Below are 20,378 nucleotides of genomic sequence, written 5' to 3'. Positions count from 1 at the left end.
ATGGCCGGATGATAGGAATTCATGCAGAGGACTTTCCCGGCGGTAGACTGCCGTCAGGGAAAGTCCTCTTGGCGTTCTTGAGGGTAGAGATCGATCGTTGGCATGCGTCTGCCGCTAATGATGGCCGTATTTATTCCGATAATTGGCGAGCGCCAAGAGCGGCCAGACGATCGAATAGCTGTCGTAGCGCGTATAGAGACATCCGGGAAGACCAGCGCCAGTCGGGTAGTCGGCGGCTGGTCCGGCTTGCCGCATGTGCGTCAGCAAGTAATCGCATGCTCGCTCCATCGCCGGCAGCGGCTTGTCGTGCACGGCGATCAGGGCATCGAGCGCCCATGCGGTTTGCGAGAGCGTCGAATAGGACAACGGAACATATCGTTTGACCCGGTCGCTGCCGCCCGATTCGCCGAATCCGCCGTCCGGCTGCTGAATGCGGAGCAGCCAATCCGCCGCTTTGCGGATTTGCGGATGATCGGCGGGCTCGCTCACGGCGGCCAGACCGGTTAACGCGGCCCATGTGCCGTAGATGTAGCATACGCCCCATCGGCCATACCAGGAGCCGTCACGCTCTTGATGGCGATAGAGCCAGTCTGTCGCTCGGCGAATGAAGGCATTCCCGTTCGTCAAACCTGCGCTGCGGCCCAAATATTCCAGCGTCCGGCCGGTCAAATCCGGCGTGGAGGGGTCCGATGCAGCATCCTCGGCGCCGTCCAGCGGAACCCAGCGGACGAGCGGGTTGTCGATGTTCCGTTCGAAGGCGGCCCACCCCCCGTCGCTGTTCTGCATGCTCAGCAGCCATTGCAGACCGAGGTCGACGGCGCGACGCGAGGCGGAGCCTTTTAGTTCACGGACGGCTCGCAGGGATGCCGTCGTATCGTCAACGTCGGGATTGATCGTATTGACGTCCGAGAAGCCCCAGCCCCCGGCTGCGGGCCGCTTTACGTTGCGTTTCCAATCGCCAAGCAAGGTGTGCTGGCGGGCAAGCAGGTAAGCGCCGGCTCCGGCGACGGCTGGATGATCGGCGGGTACGCCGGCGTTTTGCAAGGCGTGACTGACCAGCGCGGTGTCCCATTGGGCGGATGTCGTGATTTGAATCGTTGGTTTAGCCGATATCTGAGCGTCCGCGAACACGAGCGATTCCAGACCGCGAATCGCTTTCTGCATGACGGGATGGCTGAAGTGATAACCGGAGGCATGCAAGGCATGCAGCATGAGTATGGTGGAGCTGGAGTAGCTGTAGAGCGTGCCGTCCGGCTCGATCCGATCCAGCATGTACCGTTCGGCGCGTTCGGCCGCCTGGCTATGCAGCTTGCCGGTCAGGCTCCAAAGCCCTTTGCGGCGATGGTCGGACAGCTCGTGAAGCGGAAGGCTGAAGTGCTCCTGCCAGCCGCGGAGCAGGCTGTTGAATTCATTCCCGCGGCGTGAGGATTGCGTCAACGGTCGAATGGAGGGCAGCTTGTAATTCGGCTTCCGGTGTGCAAGCAGCAGCATCGGCGCCATATGCACGCGGGCATAGCCCGAGAAGTGAAAGAAATGGAGCGGAGACGAAGAAGGAAGCATCATGATCGCCAGCGGAAGCGGGAACCATCGGGGCCAAGGGTAGCGTCCGATGAGCGCGAGATGAAATTTCGTCAGCAGGCTGCCGATCTGTTTCAGCCCGCCCAGCTCGGCGAAAGCGTCCTTCGCCCGTTTCAAGGCAGGTTCTTCCGATGAAAGTCCCGCGTATTGCAAAGCATAGTAACATTCCGCCGTTGCTGACGCATTGCCTGGCGCCTCGTCCGGATAGACGCGCCAAGTGCCATCGTCGGTTTGCTTGGCCAGCATCCGATCCGTCAATTCCTTCACGAGCTTCGGTCTCGAGATGCCCAAGCTGCGCAGCAGTATTACCGCCGTGGCATCCACGGAGGTGCCGTGCTCGATAAATCCCATGCGCCAGCTGCCGTCGGCGGCTTGCCGCTGGAGCAGGTGGCCGATGAGCATGTCGATCCCAGATTGCACGCGTTGAAGCATCATGACAATCACCTCACTAGGTAGTGTATGACGGTCGCTGCTTCATTCATGTCGCATGCTGATGTCGTGCTCATGCCATGCCATTTTGATCGTACCATGCCATGTCTTGCTCATGTCGCGTTATGTCCCGTCATGTCGCGTTCACATACAGCGGGGGTTCCGCTCGAATTCGGATTTTTTCAACAAAGAAGGTTGTAAAAGCATGGACAAGACGCGTCGAACTCTATATTATGAAAATGATTCTCATTCGTTCGGATTCTTCAACATGATCTACATAAAGCAAAGGTGGTCTTATTTTCGTGAACCCTGAGTCTACTTCGAATGGCGAATCCGGCCCCCTTACGACCACTCGGCCGATTGCTGCTGTACTTATACTCGTGCTGGGACTGATCGCGCTTGTCTTGGCCGCGGCGGTGTCCATCTCTGTCGGCGCGACGGATATTTCGCTGGGAACGGTTTGGGATGCCGTCTTCCATTTCAATCCGGATCTGACGACGCATCAGATCATACGCGAGCTGCGGCTGCCCCGCGTGCTGGCTGCCGCGCTGTCCGGCGCGGCATTCGCGACGGCAGGCGCCATCATGCAGGGCATGACGCGCAATCCGCTTGCGGACTCCGGCATACTTGGCATCAATGCCGGTGCCGGCCTCATGCTGGCGGTTTGCTTCGCTTTCTTGCCAGGACTGCCCTTCATCAGCTTGATGCTCTTCGCGTTCGCCGGCGCCGCTGTCGGCGCCGTTATCGTGTTCGGAGCAGGCTCGCTGTCGCGGGGCGGGTTGTCGCCGCTGCGCCTCGTTCTCGCAGGCGCGGCGACATCCGCGCTGCTGCTGGCCATCACCGACGGTATCGCGATCCATTATCAGATCGGCCGCGACCTGGCCTTCTGGTTCGCGGGCGGCTTGGCTGGCGTCAGCTGGGTGCAAGTGCAGTTGATGGCGCCGTGGATTATCGTTTGTCTCGCTGGAGCCATCGCGTTGTCGAGGTCCATTACGCTCCTCAGCCTGGGCGACGATATCGCCGTCGGCTTAGGTCAGCGGATTGGCCTGGTGAAGGCTGCTTGCACGCTGCTAGTGCTGATTCTCGCAGGCGCCTCCGTATCCGTCGTCGGCGCCGTCGGTTTCCTTGGCCTTATTATTCCGCATGTGGCCCGCTACTTGGTCGGCGTCGATTATCGCTGGATCATTCCATGCTCCGCCGTCCTCGGCGCGCTGCTGCTCGAGCTCTCGGACATCGGTGCGAGGCTGTTCAATCCGCTGACGGAAACGCCGGTCGGCGCCGTTACCGCGCTGCTTGGCGTGCCTTTCTTTCTCTATCTGGCGATGAGAGACGGGAGGTCGAGCTAGCATGAAGAGGGCAAGCTTCTCTCAAGCGACACATAGCCGCGGCATCCGTGCGGCGCGAATCATGGGGATCATGCTCCTGCTCGTACTACTGTTGTTCATCGTCAGCATGAATACGGGCGTTATCCGACTGGCTCCGCTTGACGTGCTCCGGACGCTGTTCGGTTCCGGTTCCGACAAGCAGGAGCTCATTCTGTTTCAATTCCGGCTTCCGCGCATCGTCATGTCGCTTTTGATCGGTGCCGGCTTCGGTCTATCGGGCTGCATGCTGCAAGGCATTACCCGAAATGCGCTCGCGGAGCCCGGTATTCTCGGCATTAACGCCGGAGCGGGTCTCGTCGTGCTGCTGTACGTTTCTTCGCATGCCGTGAACGGCAGCGTCTTCCTGCTGCCTGTCCTATCGCTGATCGGTGCCGGGGCTGCCGCCGCGCTCATCTATGGTTTATCGTATAGGCGGCATCAAGGCGTATCTACGATTCGCATGCTGCTCGTCGGCATCGCAGTGGCAGCCGGAATCAATGCTTTGACGCTCGTGCTGACGCTCAAGCTGAATCCGGAACAGTTCAATTATGTACAGACGTGGCTGGCGGGAAGCATCATGGGTACGGACTGGCGGTTCGTTACCGCGCTGCTGCCGTGGCTGATCGTGCTGATGCCCTTCGCGTTTGCCAAGGGGCGCATCCTGGACGTGATGAATCTGGGCGATTTCACGGCAACGGGACTTGGATCCGCCGTACAGCGGGAGCGGTTGTATCTCTTCGCCGCGGCCGTCGGTTTGGCGGCGTCGTGCACGGCGCTCGGCGGATCCATCGGCTTCGTGGGACTCATCGGCCCTCATCTGGCCCGCAGGCTCGTCGGTCCGCAGCACCGTCAATTGCTTCCCGCTTCAGCGCTGACTGGCGCACTGCTCGTGATGACAGCCGATACGATCGCCAGGCCGTTCGACGTGCCGACAGGCATCGTCGTCGCGGTCATCGGCGCGCCGTATTTCTTGTATTTGCTCGCCAAAGCCCGCAACTAATATTTGCATACGTGCATGACAGGGAGGAAAGAAATTTATGCTGGCGCGTTTTATTTCGTATTACAAGCCTTATAAGAAGCTATTCTATCTCGACTTCTTCAGCGCGGTACTGGCAGGCTTTCTCGAGCTCGGGTTTCCGCTTGCCGTCAATCAATTCATTGACAAGCTCCTGCCGGGCAAGGATTGGAGCCTGATTACCTGGGCTTGCGCAGGACTGCTGTGTATCTACGCCTTGAACGCTTTCTTGAACTACATCGTAACCTACTGGGGCCATATGCTTGGCATCAATATCGAAACGGATATGCGCCGCAAGCTGTTCGATCACGTCCAGAAGCTCAGCTTCCGGTTCTTCGACAACACGAAGACGGGGCATCTGATGTCCAGGCTGACGAACGACTTGATGGAGATCGGCGAAATGGCGCATCACGGGCCCGAGGATTTATTCATTGCCGTTATGACGCTTGTCGGCGCCTTCGTCCTGATGCTGCTCATTAACTGGAAGCTCGCGGTGCTGACGTTCATCGTCGTTCCGCTCATGATTTGGCTGGCCATCCTGTTCAGCTCTAAAATGACTAAAGCGTTCCATCAATTATTCTCGGATATCGGCGATTTCAACGCGCGCGTCGAAGATAATGTCGGCGGCATTCGCGTCGTTCAAGCGTTCGGCAACGAAGAGCACGAGAGGAAGCTCTTTCATGAGAACAATCAGCGTTTCCGGTTAACGAAGCTGCTGTCGTACAAGATCATGGCCTCCAACACGTCGCTCAGCTATATACTGAAGCGGTTGGTTACGCTGTTCGTCATGATTTGCGGAACCTGGTTTGTCATCCAAGGGGAACTGACTGCCGGGGAATTCGTCGGCTTCCTGCTGCTGGCGAACGTATTCATCGGACCGATCGAGAAGATCAACGCCGTCATCGAAAGTTATCCCAAGGGCATCGCGGGCTTCAAGCGTTACGTCGATCTGCTGGAAACCGAGCCCGAGGTAGCGGACCGGCCGAACGCGGTTAACGTGGACAAGCTGCAAGGCGATATTGAATTTCGCGATGTCGGCTTCGGCTACGAGAACGAAGCGAAGGTGCTGAACCATATCGATCTGAAGATTCGCGAAGGCGAGACCGTAGCTTTCGTGGGTCCGTCCGGCGCGGGCAAAACGACGCTGTGCAGCCTGCTTCCAAGGTTCTATGACGTGAGCGAAGGCAGCGTCTCGATCAACGGCTTGGACATTCGGGACATGAAGCTCGCATCGCTGCGCAAAGGCATCGGCATCGTGCAGCAGGACGTCTTCCTGTTCTCGGGCACGCTGCGAGAGAATATTTTGTACGGCAAAATGAACGCCACCGCGGAAGAGATGGATACGGCCGTGAAACGCGCCCAGCTGGAAACGTTCGTGCAATCGCTGCCGGAAGGGCTCGACACGATCGTCGGCGAGCGCGGCGTGAAGCTGTCCGGCGGACAGAAGCAGCGCGTCGCGATCGCTCGGATGTTCTTGAAGAATCCGCCGTATCTCATCTTGGACGAAGCCACTTCCGCACTGGATACGGAGACGGAATTGGCCATCCAGCAATCGCTGGCCGAGCTGTCCCAGGGCCGCACGACGCTCGTCATCGCGCACAGGCTGGCAACCATCAAGAATGCGGATCGGATCATCGTCGTGACGGAGCAAGGCGTCTCCGAGCAGGGCAGGCACGAGGAACTGCTTGCAGCAGGCGGGCATTACAGCCGACTTCATCGGGCGCAGTTTCAGAATTAACGAACAGATCTAAGCGTAGTCTAACGCTCCTTTTTGATACCGTGTATGACATTCTATTAGTACGAGCATCGAAGACCGTTCCAGCCCGCGCTGCGAACGGTCTTTTTTTGCATGAGGCGGCTTTCCATTGGTATAATGGATTTCATTTCGGGTCACTAGTGTCCCGCTGGCTTCATGCCAATTTAACCGAAGAGGAGTGCGAACAGTGACGAAAACGTTCCGGCAACGGATGGAGCAGTACGCCGCGCTGGCGGTCGAGGTCGGCGTCAACGTGCAGCCCGGTCAGAAGCTTTACATCATCGCGTCGGTGGAGGCCGCAGAGTTCGTGCGCGAAATCGTCAAGCATGCGTACCGCATCGGCTCGCCATATGTACATGTCGACTGGAACGACGAAGGCGTGACGCGCGCTCGGCTGGAGCATTCGCCGGAGGACGGTTTGTCCGTCTTCCCGACATGGATTGCCGACGGACGCATCCAAATGGCGGAGGACGGCGCCGCGTTCCTATGGGTCGATGCGGGGGATCCGGATCTGCTGAACGGCATCGATGCCGCTCGGGTAGGCACGATGACGAAAGCGCAACAGAAGGCGCTGTATGCGTTCCGCAAATACACGTTGAACAACGAGTCGGCCTGGTCGATCGTAGCGGTTCCGACGCAAGCCTGGGCGGACAAGGTGTTTCCCGAGCATGCGGAAGGCGAACGCGTCCAAGCGCTGTGGGAGGCAATCTTCGCCGCCGTCCGCGTCGATGCGGATGATCCGATCGCCGCGTGGCGCGGACATGCCAGCAATCTGCATACGAAAGCGAGCTGGCTGAACGAGCGGAAGTACGCGGAACTGCGTTACCGCAGCGAATCTACGGGCACCGATTTAACGATCGGCTTGCCGGAAGGACATATCTGGGTCAGCGCCGGAACGCAAAGCAAGCAGGGTTCGACGTTCATCCCGAACATGCCGACGGAGGAAGTGTTTACTTCGCCTCATCGGATGCGCATCGACGGCAAAGTCGTCAGCAGCAAGCCGCTCAGCTATAACGGTAATCTGATGGATCGTTTCTCGATTACGTTTGTCGAAGGCCGTATTACCGCATTCGAAGCCGAACAGGGAGAGGATGCGCTTCGCCAGTTGATCGAGACGGACGACGGCTCGCATTACTTGGGTGAAGTCGCGCTGGTACCGTACCGTTCGCCGATCTCGGATACGAATCTCACGTTCTACAATACGCTGTTCGACGAGAACGCGGCTTGCCACTTGGCGATCGGATTTGCATTTTCTTTCTGTTTGGAAAACGGCTTGCAGCTGAGCAAGGAAGAGCAAATGGCGCGAGGCTTGAATCAAAGCCTGGCGCATGTGGACTTTATGATCGGAACGGCAGATCTCGAGATCGACGGGGTCCGGGAGGACGGCAGCCTGGAGCCGGTATTCAGGAACGGGAACTGGGCGTTCTAAGGTATTGAGGGCTTATTATGCTTCGTTGCGAGGGGCTTTTCGTGCCGGGTGTCGTTTGGCGCCGGTGACGGAAAGCCTTTTTCAGAAATAAGGGGTTGACAGTAAATTTTAATATGTCATAATGACAATATCGATAAGAAGGATTTTGGTTTCGGTTTTGATAATGGATTACGGTTGTTGATATTGTCATTTTGACATATTTGAAACTTCTGTACAGGAGGAATGACGAATGAACAAACCTTGGGTTCTCCCGGGCTTATTCGTAATTATGGTGGGGATCGCGTATTACACTTCGTCCTCTACGCTTGAAATCGCGGCTACGACTACGGGGCTGCTCAGCGTCTGGCTGACGGCGAGGGAGCGGATATGGGCTTGGCCGATCGGGTTAGTCAATGTCGCCTGCTTCTTCTATATGTTCGAGGACGCCAAGCTGTACGCGGATATGATGCTGCAAGTATTTTTCTTCATCCTGAGCATTTATGGCTGGGCAGCATGGCTGAAGGGGCGAGGCGCCGCCAAAGTTCGTCCGTCGCGCACGATTACCGGCCGTCTGAGCTGGACGCTTGCGTTACTCCTGGTCATCGTGACGCTGCTGTGGGGATACGTGCTTCAGCAATATACCGATGCTTCGATTCCGTACGCGGATGCGTTGATCGCGACGCTTAGCCTGATCGCGCAGTATTTGCTCTCCTCGAAAATCCTTCAAAACTGGCTGTGCTGGATTGCCGTGGATGTCATGTCGATTGGCATGTATGCGTACAAAGGCCTGCATTCGCTTGCGTTTCTCTACATGATCTTCCTGGCAATCGCCATCGCAGGGCATGTATCGTGGCAGCGGGAATATCGGTCCGTAAAGGGAGGGTTATCGGTATGAGTAAACGACGCACAGGACTTACGCTAGGCAAATTCGCGCCGCTGCATCGCGGCCATCAGCTGATGATCGAAACCGCAATTCAAGAAACCGACGAAGTCATCGTCGTCATCTATGATTGTCCGGAGACGACGGATATTCCGCTGAACGTACGTGCCGGCTGGATTCGGATGCTATATCCGCAAGTGCAGGTCATCGAAGCCTGGGACGGCCCGACGGCGATGGGGGACACGCCGGAAATCAAACGGCTGCAAGAGAATTATATCCTTGGCAAACTGAACGGGAGACGGATTACCCATTTCTACTCCAGCGAATTTTACGGGGAGCATATGAGCGCGGCGCTTGGTGCCGAGAACCGCCAAGTCGATGTCGAACGCAAGCAGGTTCCGGTCTCGGGGACGCGGGTCCGCTTGGATCCTTATGCCAATCGTAAATTCGTGAGTCCGGTCGTGTATGGTGATCTGATCGCGAAAGCAGTTCTGTTAGGCGCGCCATCCACGGGCAAGACAACGCTTGCCGCGTATATGGCCGAGCGAATGAATACGGCGTGGATGCCGGAATACGGCCGCGAATACTGGGAGAAGCATCAAATCGACCGTCGGCTGATGCCGGAGCAGCTGGAGGAGATCGCAGTCGGCCACATCGAACGGGAAGACAGAATGATGCTCGACGCGCGCGACGTACTGTTCGTCGATACGAACGCCATCACGACGTATATGTTCGCCCGGGACTATCATGGCTCGGCGACGCCCGGATTGACGCTGCTGGCGGAGCGGGCAGCGGCGCGCTACGATCTCGTCTTCCTCTGCGACGCGGATATCCCGTACGACGATACGTGGGACCGCTCGGGGGCGGTGCACAGAGAAGTATTCCAGAAGCAAATCGAGGCCGATCTGCAGATTCGCCGCATCCCGTACGTGCTGCTCCGCGGGCCGTTGAGCGAACGTGCCGAGCGGGTGGAGGAAGTGCTGCGGCAGTTCCGTAAATATCGCAGTCCATTCGAATGGATGGGAAACTTCAGCTAGCATAGGTTAGAGCGCCGTGTTCCACGGAGTCTCTGATGTGCATTTCACGATAATCGAACGACATGCAAAAAACCATGCGATTGAGAGACTCATTCGCATGGTTTTTGTCGTTCTTACCAGCCCAGCTGCTTCTCGTACAAGCAGAATCCGCTCGGCGACGTGCCTTTGAACGTGTAGCCGATGCCGCTGTAGAACGCGTTCAGCTTCGGGTTGCTGGCAATGCAGTCCAGACGCATGACGGTCTTGCCCGGGAACGAAACCCCGGTTTCCGCCCAGCGCACCATGTCGGCGCCGAGACCCAGCCCGGCGTAGTCGCGGTTGATGGCGAGCCGGTGGAGGTAGACGACGGATTCATGTCCGTCCGGTCCCCACAAATTATGGTCCCAATCGCCGGGCACCTGCATGAGCAGCACGATGCCGGCCAGCTTCTCGCCGTCCTTGAAAAGGAACAGCTCGCCTTTCTCGATATGACCGGCGACGTCATGGTGATCGTCGCCCGATAATAGCGCGCTCCATTGGGTCGAGCCTTGGCTCTGCAGCCATCTGGCTGCGCCGACGAGCAGTTCCATGACGGCCGCCGTATCGGCCGGCTTCGCCTGGGTAACCGAAATACGTGCATTCGCATGATCGTTGTGCATGATGTAATTAAGCATGTTGGTTTCTCCGTCCGTTTACCGTTTGATACTTGCGCAGGCTTCTATTGTAGCATCCGGCGCCCGGCGTGTTCAAACCGCGGGTTTCTTCACGAAGAAATACATGCTGAGGGGCCACCAAATCACGGCGAAAATCGGATAGACCGCCCAAATATCCTCCGGCGACGTAATCGCGTTGACCGTAATGAACAGCGCGCTGCTGAGCAGCGAGGCGCAGAGCGCGAACGAGAACCATTGGCGCGTGCGGACGAAATAGATCGACATCGGCCACCAGAGCACGGCATAGGCGGGGAATATAATCCATGGAAACTGCGGCGAGAGCAGCAGATTCAACATGCCGTAATAGATGATGATGCAGAAGCTGCCAAGCAGCGCCATCGCGAGCGTACCTGCGAAACGGCCGGCATACATGAGAATCGGCCACCAGATGACGGCGAAGCCTGCATACAGGATCCAAGGATAACCGGGGCTTTCCGTGATGTTCTGATAAGCCAAGTAGGCGATGATGAGGGCTGTCGTTGCCACGGAATAAGCTTTGATCCGGCCGTTGCCCGCAAAATAGAGAGAGACCGGCCACTGAATCAGGGCGAACGCGGGATGGATGAACCACACGACGCCGGGGGAAGTCAAATAATTAACGAGCGCCAGGAAGAAGATGCTCATGATACTGCCAGAGACGGCAAATGCTATGCGATGCGTCTTCATCGAATCGCCTCCTTATTTCCAACCCAGCCATTTGTAGAACATGACGAGCGGCCACCAGGCAACGGCGAAGGTCGGGTAAACGAACCAGATGACATCGGGCGTATAGTACACATTAATGAAAAGGAAGAGAGCAATGATGAGTCCGCTGCCCCATAGCGAGAAGCCGAGGTGAAGGCCGTATTGCTTCCGGGAGGAGACGGGCTTGCCTTCCTTGACGCCGAGCTCCTGCTTGATGTCCGTGATGTCGCCGAATTCGACGATCGCCTTATTGGTGGCGTCTTCCTCGGTTTTGCCGCTTCGCACGAGATCGAATACTTTTTCCTCGAGGTTTTGCGTGATTTCTTCCTGTATAGCCTGCTTCTGCTCGCTGTCCGGAATGTCCGAGAACCATTCTTCCACATGCGTTCTGATTCTTTTCATTGTCATAGTCCCTCCATGAATATATTGACGATCTCTTTGATTTCGTTCCATTCCTCGACCGTTTCTTTCAAATAAGCCTTGCCGAGCTTCGTGATCTTGTAATACCGGCGCTTGCCGCCGTGCGAGATGTCGCCTAGGTACGATTCGATCAGCTCTTTGCGTTCAAGCCGTTGAAATACCGCATATAACGTTGCTTCTTTGATTTGAAACCGGTCGTCCGTGCGGACGCTGATTTCTTTGGAAATCTCATAGCCGTAACGGTCTTCTTCATAAATCAGCCGTAAAATGATGGCGTCGAGATGGCCGCGGATAATATCGCTTCGGATCATGCTGTTTCCTCCAGTCCTTGTTCGATGGCTGCGTTCAAAGCCGGTGCGGCGAATTGCTCTATGTCGCAGTGCTCTGTCTCATAGTGTTCTATGTGATAGTGTTCTACCTGATAGAGTTCTATCTGATGGAGTAAATGTATCACATCATTACTCTACGTGTCAAAGTAATAATTTCAATGCCGCTCGTTTATGGAGTCTCGGTGGTCGATGCCCACACATTCCTTCGTTACGCCTATCCGGTGGGTGGGGCCGGTTATCCTAACGGTACGGGGCGCTGCCCTATTGTTGAACGCAATCCGGTCCTCCGAGCAGTTTTGAAGGTCCCGCGAAAAAGCCAGCATGTGTGCTAGGTTTAGATGTCCATTCGAAGTTTCTATTGAAGCGTTCCGCGAGTTGCCGGCGCCCCTCTACCAAGCTCAAAAAGCTTGGTTTTTTTGCTATCGAGGACGGATAAGATTCTCGAAAGAGGGCATTGGACGCTTTTAAGGATTGGAAATCGAGTTTGCACTATTTGTATGATTTCCATGCGGATAATAGCTAATCTAACAGAGTTGAATCTTGCTGGGATATCGATATTCCCTCGGAGAAAATCTAACATACAATCGGAAATCAGAGGGAGGAATCAATATTAATGACAGCTAACTTGCTATGTAATATGGAATTTTTCTTTAATTAATTAACGCTTTGCATGGATGATGGGCAAAATTCATCTCAAAAAAAGAAATGTCAGGATCTGAGTTTAATTAATTAACTAAAAATATACATTTATATAACACGACATGTAAGTTTATTTGCCATGTACTTTCTGGAGTCAAGTCACTTTTAGGACCAAATAATAGAAATATTTTATGCTGGCTCATTGATAAGGTATTTGCACTATGTTACAATTTCCAGCATGAATCTCGTTCTATTAAATCGTGATAGATTCAAAACATAGAGGGGGTGAAGCCTGGGGGAAAGCATAGGATTTTTGCTGCCGTATACATAAGCCAACATTTTCGTCAAACAGGAGGGCGACAACTTGAAACGAGAACAGGTAATAAAGTCGATCGCGATCACGGCATTCTCTTCGCTAATGATCGGCTCCGCAAGTCCCGCATTGGTCCACGCGGCCGAGGCGAATCCAAAGAAAAGCACTTGGACCGCCCAGACGGCCCCCAAAGAAAACGTCATTCAAGTCGCGCCGAAAGCAGGTGCTTCGAACGACGAAGAAGCACCTGCTCCGCCGGCGATCGAAGAGAATCTCGACGGCGTCGACCGGATCATCGTGAAGTACAAGAAGGGCTTCGCCGCGACGGCAGCCTCGATTCTGCCAGCCGGCATGACGACAAGCAGCGCGAAGCTGGCAGGCATCGATGCCACCGTCATTCAGCTAACCTCGCCCGCCGACGTGAAGTCGCTGCTCGACAAGCTGAACAGCGATCCGAACGTGCTCTACGCCGAGCCTGACCGCAAATTGTACAAATCCAGCGCGTCGGCCGACAGCCTGAATCAAATCAAAAAAATCGCCGAAGACGCGACGCTACCGGACGATACGTACTTCGACAAGCAATGGGCGCTGCACAATACGGGGCAAACCCCGCCTTTCAACTTGAACAATCCGTTCCAGGAAGGGCATCCCGGCATTCCGGGACTCGATATCAAAGCGCCCGAAGCGTGGACGGTCACGAAGGGGAATCCGGACGTGGTCGTCGCGGTGATGGATTCCGGCATTCAGATCGACCATCCGGACCTGGCGGACAGCATCTGGACCAATCCGAAGGAGCGGGCCGGCAACGGAACGGACGACGATAACAATCATTACGCCGACGACGTGCACGGCTGGAACTTCGTCGAGGACAATAACCAAATTTATTCCGAACTCGACTTGAATTCGGAAGGCACGGCTTTAGCCGGCATCATCGCGGGCTCCGTCAATAACGGAACCGGCTTGGCGGGCATTGCGCCGAATGTCAAGATCATGCCGCTCAAATACATCGGCACGGAATACGGTTACTTGTCCGATTTGATCGAAGCCATCGAATATGCCGAGAACAACGGCGCTCAAATCGCCGACATCAGCGCGCAAACCTTCGAGTACAGCCAAGCCTTGAAGGATGCCATCGACGCTTCCTCCATGCTGTTCGTGACGGGAGCGGGCGATTATCGCGTGAACATCGACGGCACGCCGTCTTACCCTGCTGCTTTCGACAGCCCGAATATCCTCTCGGTAACCGGAATCGATAACGAAGGCCAAATTGTCAACGATGCGAACATCGGATTTGCGTCCGTTGACGTCGCTGCTCCCGGGGAGGCGATCGCGGCCGCGGTTCCGGTATCGAACACCGGTTTGGCGGCGGAGATCCACGATCCGGAGAACGGTTCCAAGGCGATCTTCAACGGCATTGCCTTCGAGAACATTCTGGACGAGGAAGACGCGGACGATGACTACCGTCAAGACGCGTTCGACACCGCCATGGACTACCTCGAGGTATCCAAAAGCGATCCGGACCGCAAAATCCTCCTCGTTCAGGATGACCTCTCGAATTACACGGCCCTTCCAAGCGCCAGCAAGCTGGCGAAGTATACCGACCTCCTTCAGGATTACGCCGGGGTCGATATCGTGCAAGCCTCGCCGGACGGCGGCGACGGACCGACGCTGGCGAAAATGCAGGCGTACGACGCCGTGATCTGGTTTACGGGCATGGCGGACCGGTATTACGTTTCCAATCTGACCGTGAACGATCAGAAGAACCTGACGGATTTTCTGCACGGCGGCGGACATCTCATGCTGACCGGCACGAACGTGCTGAACGGACCGACGGAATACATGGGCGAAGAAGCCTCGAGCATCATCGACACGCCTTTCGTCAAGGATGTCCTGCACCTTGCTTTCATGGATCAGTATTTCTACAGCAACGCAATCGGGGTTCCCGGCACGATTTACGACGATAAGGACTACCCGCTCGACGAAGACAAAGACAGCTACAACTGGATCATTTCGCGGGATCCTTCGATCGCCAAGATCGACCTGTTGAACGTGACGAAGGATTTTAAAGGCAGCAGCTACGGCTACATGCGGGGCACCTCGATCGCCGCTGCGCATGCGGCCGGCGCAGCGGCGCTGGTGCTTAGCCAAGAGACTTCGCTCAGCGCGCTGGCCGTCAAGCAGCGGGTGATCAACAGCGGCACCAAGGTCAGTTCCTTGTCGGGGAAAGTAGCCAGCGGCCGGATGATCAACGCGTACCAGGCGCTGACGGACGACGAGATTCCCGGGTCGCCGTTCACCGGCGACAGCATTTCCAATCGCTTGGACGACAGCTCTGACCTGAACGACGTCTATGCGGTCGAGCTCCATGCCGGCGAAAACATCAGCGTCTCGATGACCGGCGACAAGAATACGGACTTCGATCTCTACCTATACGCGCCGGACGCGACGACCGTGAACCTGAACGATCATATGGTCGCTTACTCCGAGAACGACAAGACATCCGCGGAATCGTTCGATTACAAGGTAACGACGAGCGGGACCTACTACCTGGACGTTTTCGCCCATAAAGGCAAGGGCGCGTACGGCTTAACGCTTCAACGGGACAATCAAATCGGCGGTTACGAGGATTCCAGCAGTTCCCTCGCCTTCTCCGGACCTTGGAAGCAGGTGAGCGGCAGCGCCTATACGAGCGGCAGCAAGAAGGAAATCGATGCCGCGGGTAAAGTCGAATTCGCCTTCGTGGGCAGCTACTTCTCCTGGATCGGGTCCAAGAACGCGGATCAAGGGATCGCCGATGTCTACGTGGACGGAACGAAAGTGGCTTCGCCTTCGCTGTACAGCGCCAAATCGTTGAACAAACAGATCGTGTTCGAGAAGATGCTTCCGTTCGGCCAGCATGCGATCAAGATCGTATGGACCGGCAAGCACGATCCGTCCGCCAAGAAATCCGACGGCACGTTCATCAACGTCGATGCGTTCAATGTCGCGAATTTGGTACAAGACAACGATCCCGGGTTGATGCTCTCGGGGCAATGGACGACGAATTACAGCGTGAAGCATCTCGGAGGCAGAGCCATCTACTCGGATAAAGCGGGCAGCTCCGCGAAATTGAAGTTCGAGGGTACGCATGTGAAGCTGTATGCGCTCGTCGGCAAGGACCGCGGCAAAGCGAATATCTACATCGACGACAAGCTGGTTACGCCGGAAGCGATCGATCTGTACAGCAACGCCGACCAGTACCGTACCGTCGTATTCGAATCGAATGTCCTCGCCGCGGGCGCCCATACGATCAAGATCGTCAATCAAGGCGAGAAAAATCCGTCGTCCGCCGGCACGGTCGTCTCGTTCGACGCCTTGTCCGTCACGCAGTAAAAGGTCATCATTCATCATTCATAGGAAAAGAGGAATCGCAAATTGGCTAAATCCATGATCAAACAATCGGTCGCCCTCCTCACGGCCGCCATGCTGCTGACGGCTCCCTTCGGCCACGCTAGCGAAGCGGCCGGCGCGGAGACGAATCTCGCCGATATCCTTCATCCCGGCGGTCCGTTGTTTCCATCGAACCTAAGCGAGCTGCAGGCGCTGAATACGATCGGCGGCACTGCCGGCAATCCGGGCGCGACCATCGACCCGGCAATCGACACGACCTCGGCCGACAAGATCAACGTTATCGTGCAGCTTAGCACGCAGCCGGTTTCCGTGGCCAAGTACGCGTCGGAGCTGGCGAGAAGCTCGTTCTCGGCCGAATCGGTCCAGCGCGCGGTCAAGACGGAGCAAGCGTCCTTCGTCAGCGCTGCCGGCAGCAAAGGCGTCGCCATGAACGTGAACTACCAGTACGATACGGTGTTGAACGGCATGGAAGTGACCGTCAGCGCCAATGAAATTCCGAAGCTGGCGCAGATGGCCGGCGTAAAGGCAATCAACAAGAACCGCACTTATTATCCGATCCCGATGCCGGCAACGCCCGAATACGGCGCGGACGGCGCAAGCGAAATCAACTACGATATCGATCCCATCAAGCAAATCGGAGCGGATACCGCCTGGACGAAAGGCTTGACGGGGAAAGGCATGAAGATCGGCGTCATCGATACCGGCATCGATTATGACCATCCCGATCTGAAAGGCGCTTACAAAGGCGGGTACGATTCCTATTATAAGGACAACGACCCGTACGAGGACGTCCCGAACATCAGCTACGGCTTCGCAGGCTCCGAACACGGTACGCACGTTGCCGGAACCATCGCAGGCCGCGCGGCCAATCCGAACGCCGAGCTCGTGCAGAAGGGGATCGCGTACGAGGCCGACCTCTATTCCTATAAGGTATTAGGGGCGAAATGGAACGAGGAGAAGCAACAAGTCGATGTGACGGGCTCATCCGCCCAGGTCATCGACGGGATCGAGCATGCCATCAAAGACCATATGGACGTCATTAACATGTCCTTGGGCTCGGATATGGAGAAAAGCCCGAATTCGCCCGATTCCATCGCGGTCAACAATGCGGTGCTTTCCGGCGTGATCGCGGTCGTGGCGAACGGCAACGCAGCGGCCGACGGGTATTATTACTATTCCATGGGTTCGCCGGCAAGCGCGCAGCTGGGCATTTCGGTCGCGGCGGCCACGAGCACCAGCCGCCACTTCGGCGGCAGCTTCACGGATTCGCTGACGGCCGGTCAACCGGCGTATTCGATCGATGCCATGGCTTGGCAGGATAATCAATCGAATTTCGGCGAGATACTGGGAACGGATCCGCTGGATGCCGTGTACGTCGGTTTGGGGGATGACGGCGATTACACGACCGACGTGTCGGGCAAAGTGGTTCTCGCCTCGCGCGGCGTGCTTGCGTTCGTGGACAAGATCGCCATCGCCAAGCGGCACGGCGCGAAAGCGATCGTCATTTTTAACGGCAAAGAGGTAAAAGATACGACTGAAGCGGACCTCTCCGAGCATGTCGACGGCCGGGACGGCAAGATCGGATCCGTCGCGTTCCTGGGCGAGAACTCCGATTATCTCCCCGCCTTCGATATGTCGGGTTCCGAAGGAAGGGCGCTTGCAAGGAAGATTATCGATCCCGCGAACGAAGGCGCGCCGCTGCAATTCGCGTTCGGGGCCGAATTTCCCGAGACGGTGCTGCCCGGCGACACGATCGCCGATTTCAGCTCGCGCGGTCCGAACTCGGACGGCAATTACAGCATCAAACCCGATATCACAGCGCCGGGCGTGAATATCCGCTCGACGTGGCCGGCTTACGGGGAATTGGATTACGGATATGAACCGATTCCCGATTATGACACGGCCTATTACCGGATCAGCGGCACGAGCATGGCTACGCCGCATATTGCCGGATTGGCCCTGCTCATGAAGCAGGAGCATCCCGACTGGACGCCGCGCGACGTGCGCGCCGCGCTTGCCAATACGTCGGATGCGCTGCATGACGAGAACGGCACGCAATACGACGTCTATTCCCAAGGCGCCGGACGGGCGGACGTTGCGAACGCGATCCTGACGCCGGCAATCGTTGAAGCGATGGATCCGATCACGATCTACGACGAGAAGATGAACGCGAAGGTCATCGACAGCGAAGCGAGCAGCGTAAGCTTCGGGGCGATCGAGCCCGGGGCCGACCCGCTCTCCAAACCGCTTCGGCTCAAGAACTTCTCGGACAGCCCCGTGACGTACACGGCTTCCGTAATTATGCATCCGAGCGTCACTTCGGATCCGTCCGATCCGATCGCGACGCCGGACGTGAACGACGTCGTGGTGGAGCTTGGCGGACTTGATGCCGGCGCGAATACAATCACCGCGGGCGCGGCTTCCAGCCAGCCGTTCACGTTGACGGCTGCGGCGAAGACCGATGCCGCGCATGGCGTGTACGAAGGAGAAGTCAAATTGGAAAGCGGCGACGGGAAGCCTGCGCTCCATCTGCCGTTCGTTATCCATGTCGGCGACGACGTGGCGGATAACGATTTTACGCTGCAAAACTTCGCCCTGTCCGGCCAAAAAATCGCGGCTGGGTCGCCTATCGACATCACGGCAAAATTGGCCGACGATTCCATGAACTATGCCGCGGTCTACGCCTATAACATGGACGAAGAATACGTGGGCACGCTGGCGTTTATGTACAATGTCGATGAAGAGACGCAAAGCTTGAATCCGCTGCCGGCCGGCGATCTTCGGATCGAGAAGCTGGACGGCACCTATACCGACGAGACCGAGGACGAGAACGGGTTCGAGACGATCAAGCAGCTGCCGGAAGGCCAGTACGTGCTGCAGTTGATCGTGGCGCATCTCATTGGAGGAGGCAACGCGGATCTCGTCCAATCGGCGGGCTCGATGATCTATGTCCAGGATGAACCGGACGGTACCGACGAACCGGGCAATCCCGGCGATCCGGGAACCCCGACCAATCCGGGTAACGGCGGAGGCGGCGTGCCGACCCAACCGGCAACGACCCCGGCCCCGGAAACGCTGGCTTCCGTCGTTCCGTTCGATCAGAAGCTGGTGCCGCTGACAAGCACCGCAGCAACGAAGGATAACCAAACGGTCGTCACCGTAACGGATGCCGAGCTTCAGAAAGCGCTCGACAGCGCTAAAGGCGATCCGATTGCCTTCAGCGTCGTCGCGTCTTCCGGGGATGCTTCCGTCGCCAATGCGCGCCTCTTCTTGACGGCCGCGCAAGTGAAGCTGCTGCAAGCGGCTTCCGGGCAAGGATCCGTCGCGTTCACGTGGAACGACGCTTCCGTTGCCATGCCGTTGTCGGCGCTGAAAGGAATCGATGCCGATTTCGAGCTCGCGATCAATCAAGCTGCCAATCAAGCATCGCTGTTTACGAAAGAATATCCGACGGCGACCGTGCTCGGCACGCCGTATGCATTCGAAGCGCACACGATCGCAGCCGGAACGGCGACGCCGATCGTCCTGGCGCCTGACCAAGCGGTTCGCCGCGCGTTCCTGCTGGATAAAGGCATCGACGCAAGCACGGCTGGCGCGCTCTACGCCGAAGACGGCAGCGTGAATCCTGTGCCTGCCGCGTTCAAGAAAACGGCGGACGGCCGCACGCTCGTCTCCATTACGCGTCCAGGCTTCTCCGTATACGCCGTCGCGACGCGTCATGTCGCGTTCGCGGATACGAAAGCCTCATGGGCCGCCGAACAAATTCAGACGCTTGCGGACAAATTCATCCTGAACGGCACTTCCGAATCCGCGTTCTCGCCGAAGAAGTCCGTCACGCGCGCCGAATTCGCCGCCATGCTGGTGAATGCGATCGGCTTGAACAAACCATCCGCATCCGCGCCGTTCTCCGATATCCGAGGCACGGAGTGGTTCGCGCAAGACGTGGCCGCCGCTTACAAGGCCGGCCTGGTCACGGGAAGCGAAGGCAAATTCAGACCGAACGATCAAATCACGCGTCAGGATCTGACCGTCATGCTCGCGAGAGCCATGAAGCTGCTGCATATCGTCAAGACCGGCAGCACGCCGGACCGTCCTTACGCCGATGCGTCCAAGTTCGGCTCTTACGCCCAAGACAGCATTGGCGCCGTAACCGATGCCGGATTGATGCAGGGACTCGAGAAGCAGGGACAGCTCTTCTTCGATCCCGTGATGCCGACGACGCGCGAAGCCGCAGCGAAAGTGCTTTACCAATTGCTTAGTGTAGGAAACTTGATTTAATTCAAAGAACGTCCTCGATACGGGGCTCGCTCGATGAACAGGCAGGCAGACGCTTACTAAGCGTCTGCCTGCCTGTATTTTTCGTGTTTCGCAGGAAGCAAGTCATTAAGGAGAGGGAACGCCTGATGGAACAAAATCATTTTAAACCGATCATTCTCGATAGGGT

13 protein-coding genes are annotated in these 20,378 nt (G+C 56.9%); 8 read left to right on the top strand and 5 right to left on the bottom strand.

Annotated elements, in window-relative coordinates:
• Positions 1–114 precede the first annotated feature (114 nt).
• Complete coding sequence (locus AC0YNU_RS02280; RefSeq protein ID WP_475752689.1) at positions 115–2,013, bottom strand: terpene cyclase/mutase family protein; 1,899 nt, start codon at positions 2,011–2,013, stop codon at positions 115–117.
• 296 nt (positions 2,014–2,309) lie between these two features.
• Here AC0YNU_RS02280 and AC0YNU_RS02275 point away from each other — a divergent pair, with 296 nt between their 5' ends.
• From AC0YNU_RS02275 to AC0YNU_RS02250, 6 genes are all read left to right on the top strand, one after another.
• Entirely contained in the window at positions 2,310–3,353 is a 1,044-nt protein-coding gene (locus AC0YNU_RS02275) for a FecCD family ABC transporter permease (protein ID WP_475752688.1), read from the top strand.
• A gap of 1 nt (position 3,354) precedes the next feature.
• Positions 3,355–4,371: a FecCD family ABC transporter permease gene (locus AC0YNU_RS02270; RefSeq protein WP_475752687.1), complete on the top strand. Its 1,017-nt coding sequence runs from the start codon at positions 3,355–3,357 to the stop codon at positions 4,369–4,371.
• Between the two features lie 37 nt (positions 4,372–4,408).
• Positions 4,409–6,124, top strand: coding sequence for an ABC transporter ATP-binding protein (locus AC0YNU_RS02265; protein WP_475752686.1), 1,716 nt, complete (start codon positions 4,409–4,411; stop codon positions 6,122–6,124).
• Between the two features lie 205 nt (positions 6,125–6,329).
• Positions 6,330–7,571, top strand: a complete 1,242-nt coding sequence (locus AC0YNU_RS02260) for an aminopeptidase (protein WP_475752685.1) — start codon at positions 6,330–6,332, stop codon at positions 7,569–7,571.
• 229 nt (positions 7,572–7,800) lie between these two features.
• On the top strand, positions 7,801–8,445 hold the full coding sequence (gene pnuC / locus AC0YNU_RS02255; RefSeq protein WP_475752684.1) for a nicotinamide riboside transporter PnuC: 645 nt from the start codon (positions 7,801–7,803) through the stop codon (positions 8,443–8,445).
• Positions 8,442–9,467 carry an AAA family ATPase gene (locus AC0YNU_RS02250; protein ID WP_475752683.1) on the top strand — a complete coding sequence of 342 codons (1,026 nt, stop codon included), beginning with the start codon at positions 8,442–8,444 and terminating at the stop codon, positions 9,465–9,467. Before pnuC ends, AC0YNU_RS02250 begins: the two co-directional genes overlap by 4 nt.
• Before the next feature lie 113 nt (positions 9,468–9,580).
• On the opposite strand, the gene AC0YNU_RS02245 is transcribed toward AC0YNU_RS02250, so the two are convergent.
• The 4 genes from AC0YNU_RS02245 to AC0YNU_RS02230 form a co-directional block, all read right to left on the bottom strand.
• Entirely contained in the window at positions 9,581–10,120 is a 540-nt protein-coding gene (locus tag AC0YNU_RS02245) for a GNAT family N-acetyltransferase (protein ID WP_475752682.1), read from the bottom strand.
• 72 nt (positions 10,121–10,192) lie between these two features.
• Positions 10,193–10,825, bottom strand: a complete 633-nt coding sequence (locus AC0YNU_RS02240) for a hypothetical protein (RefSeq protein WP_475752681.1) — start codon at positions 10,823–10,825, stop codon at positions 10,193–10,195.
• 12 nt (positions 10,826–10,837) lie between these two features.
• Entirely contained in the window at positions 10,838–11,245 is a 408-nt protein-coding gene (locus AC0YNU_RS02235) for a permease prefix domain 1-containing protein (RefSeq protein WP_475752680.1), read from the bottom strand.
• Positions 11,246–11,247: 2 nt separating this feature from the next.
• The gene (locus tag AC0YNU_RS02230) at positions 11,248–11,574 is read right to left on the bottom strand and encodes a PadR family transcriptional regulator (protein ID WP_161694379.1); all 327 of its coding nucleotides are present in this window, start codon (positions 11,572–11,574) and stop codon (positions 11,248–11,250) included.
• A 1,021-nt stretch (positions 11,575–12,595) separates the two neighbouring features.
• On the opposite strand from AC0YNU_RS02230, the gene AC0YNU_RS02225 reads away from it, so the two are divergent.
• Together AC0YNU_RS02225 and AC0YNU_RS02220 are read left to right on the top strand one after the other, a co-directional pair.
• Complete coding sequence (locus AC0YNU_RS02225) at positions 12,596–15,916, top strand: S8 family serine peptidase (RefSeq protein ID WP_475752679.1); 3,321 nt, start codon at positions 12,596–12,598, stop codon at positions 15,914–15,916.
• 42 nt (positions 15,917–15,958) lie between these two features.
• Positions 15,959–20,212: a S8 family serine peptidase gene (locus AC0YNU_RS02220; protein WP_475752678.1), complete on the top strand. Its 4,254-nt coding sequence runs from the start codon at positions 15,959–15,961 to the stop codon at positions 20,210–20,212.
• The last annotated feature ends 166 nt before the right edge of the window (positions 20,213–20,378 follow it).

It is taken from the genome of Paenibacillus sp. J31P316, from assembly GCF_056269105.1.
This window is presented reverse-complemented; position numbering and strand designations above follow the sequence as displayed.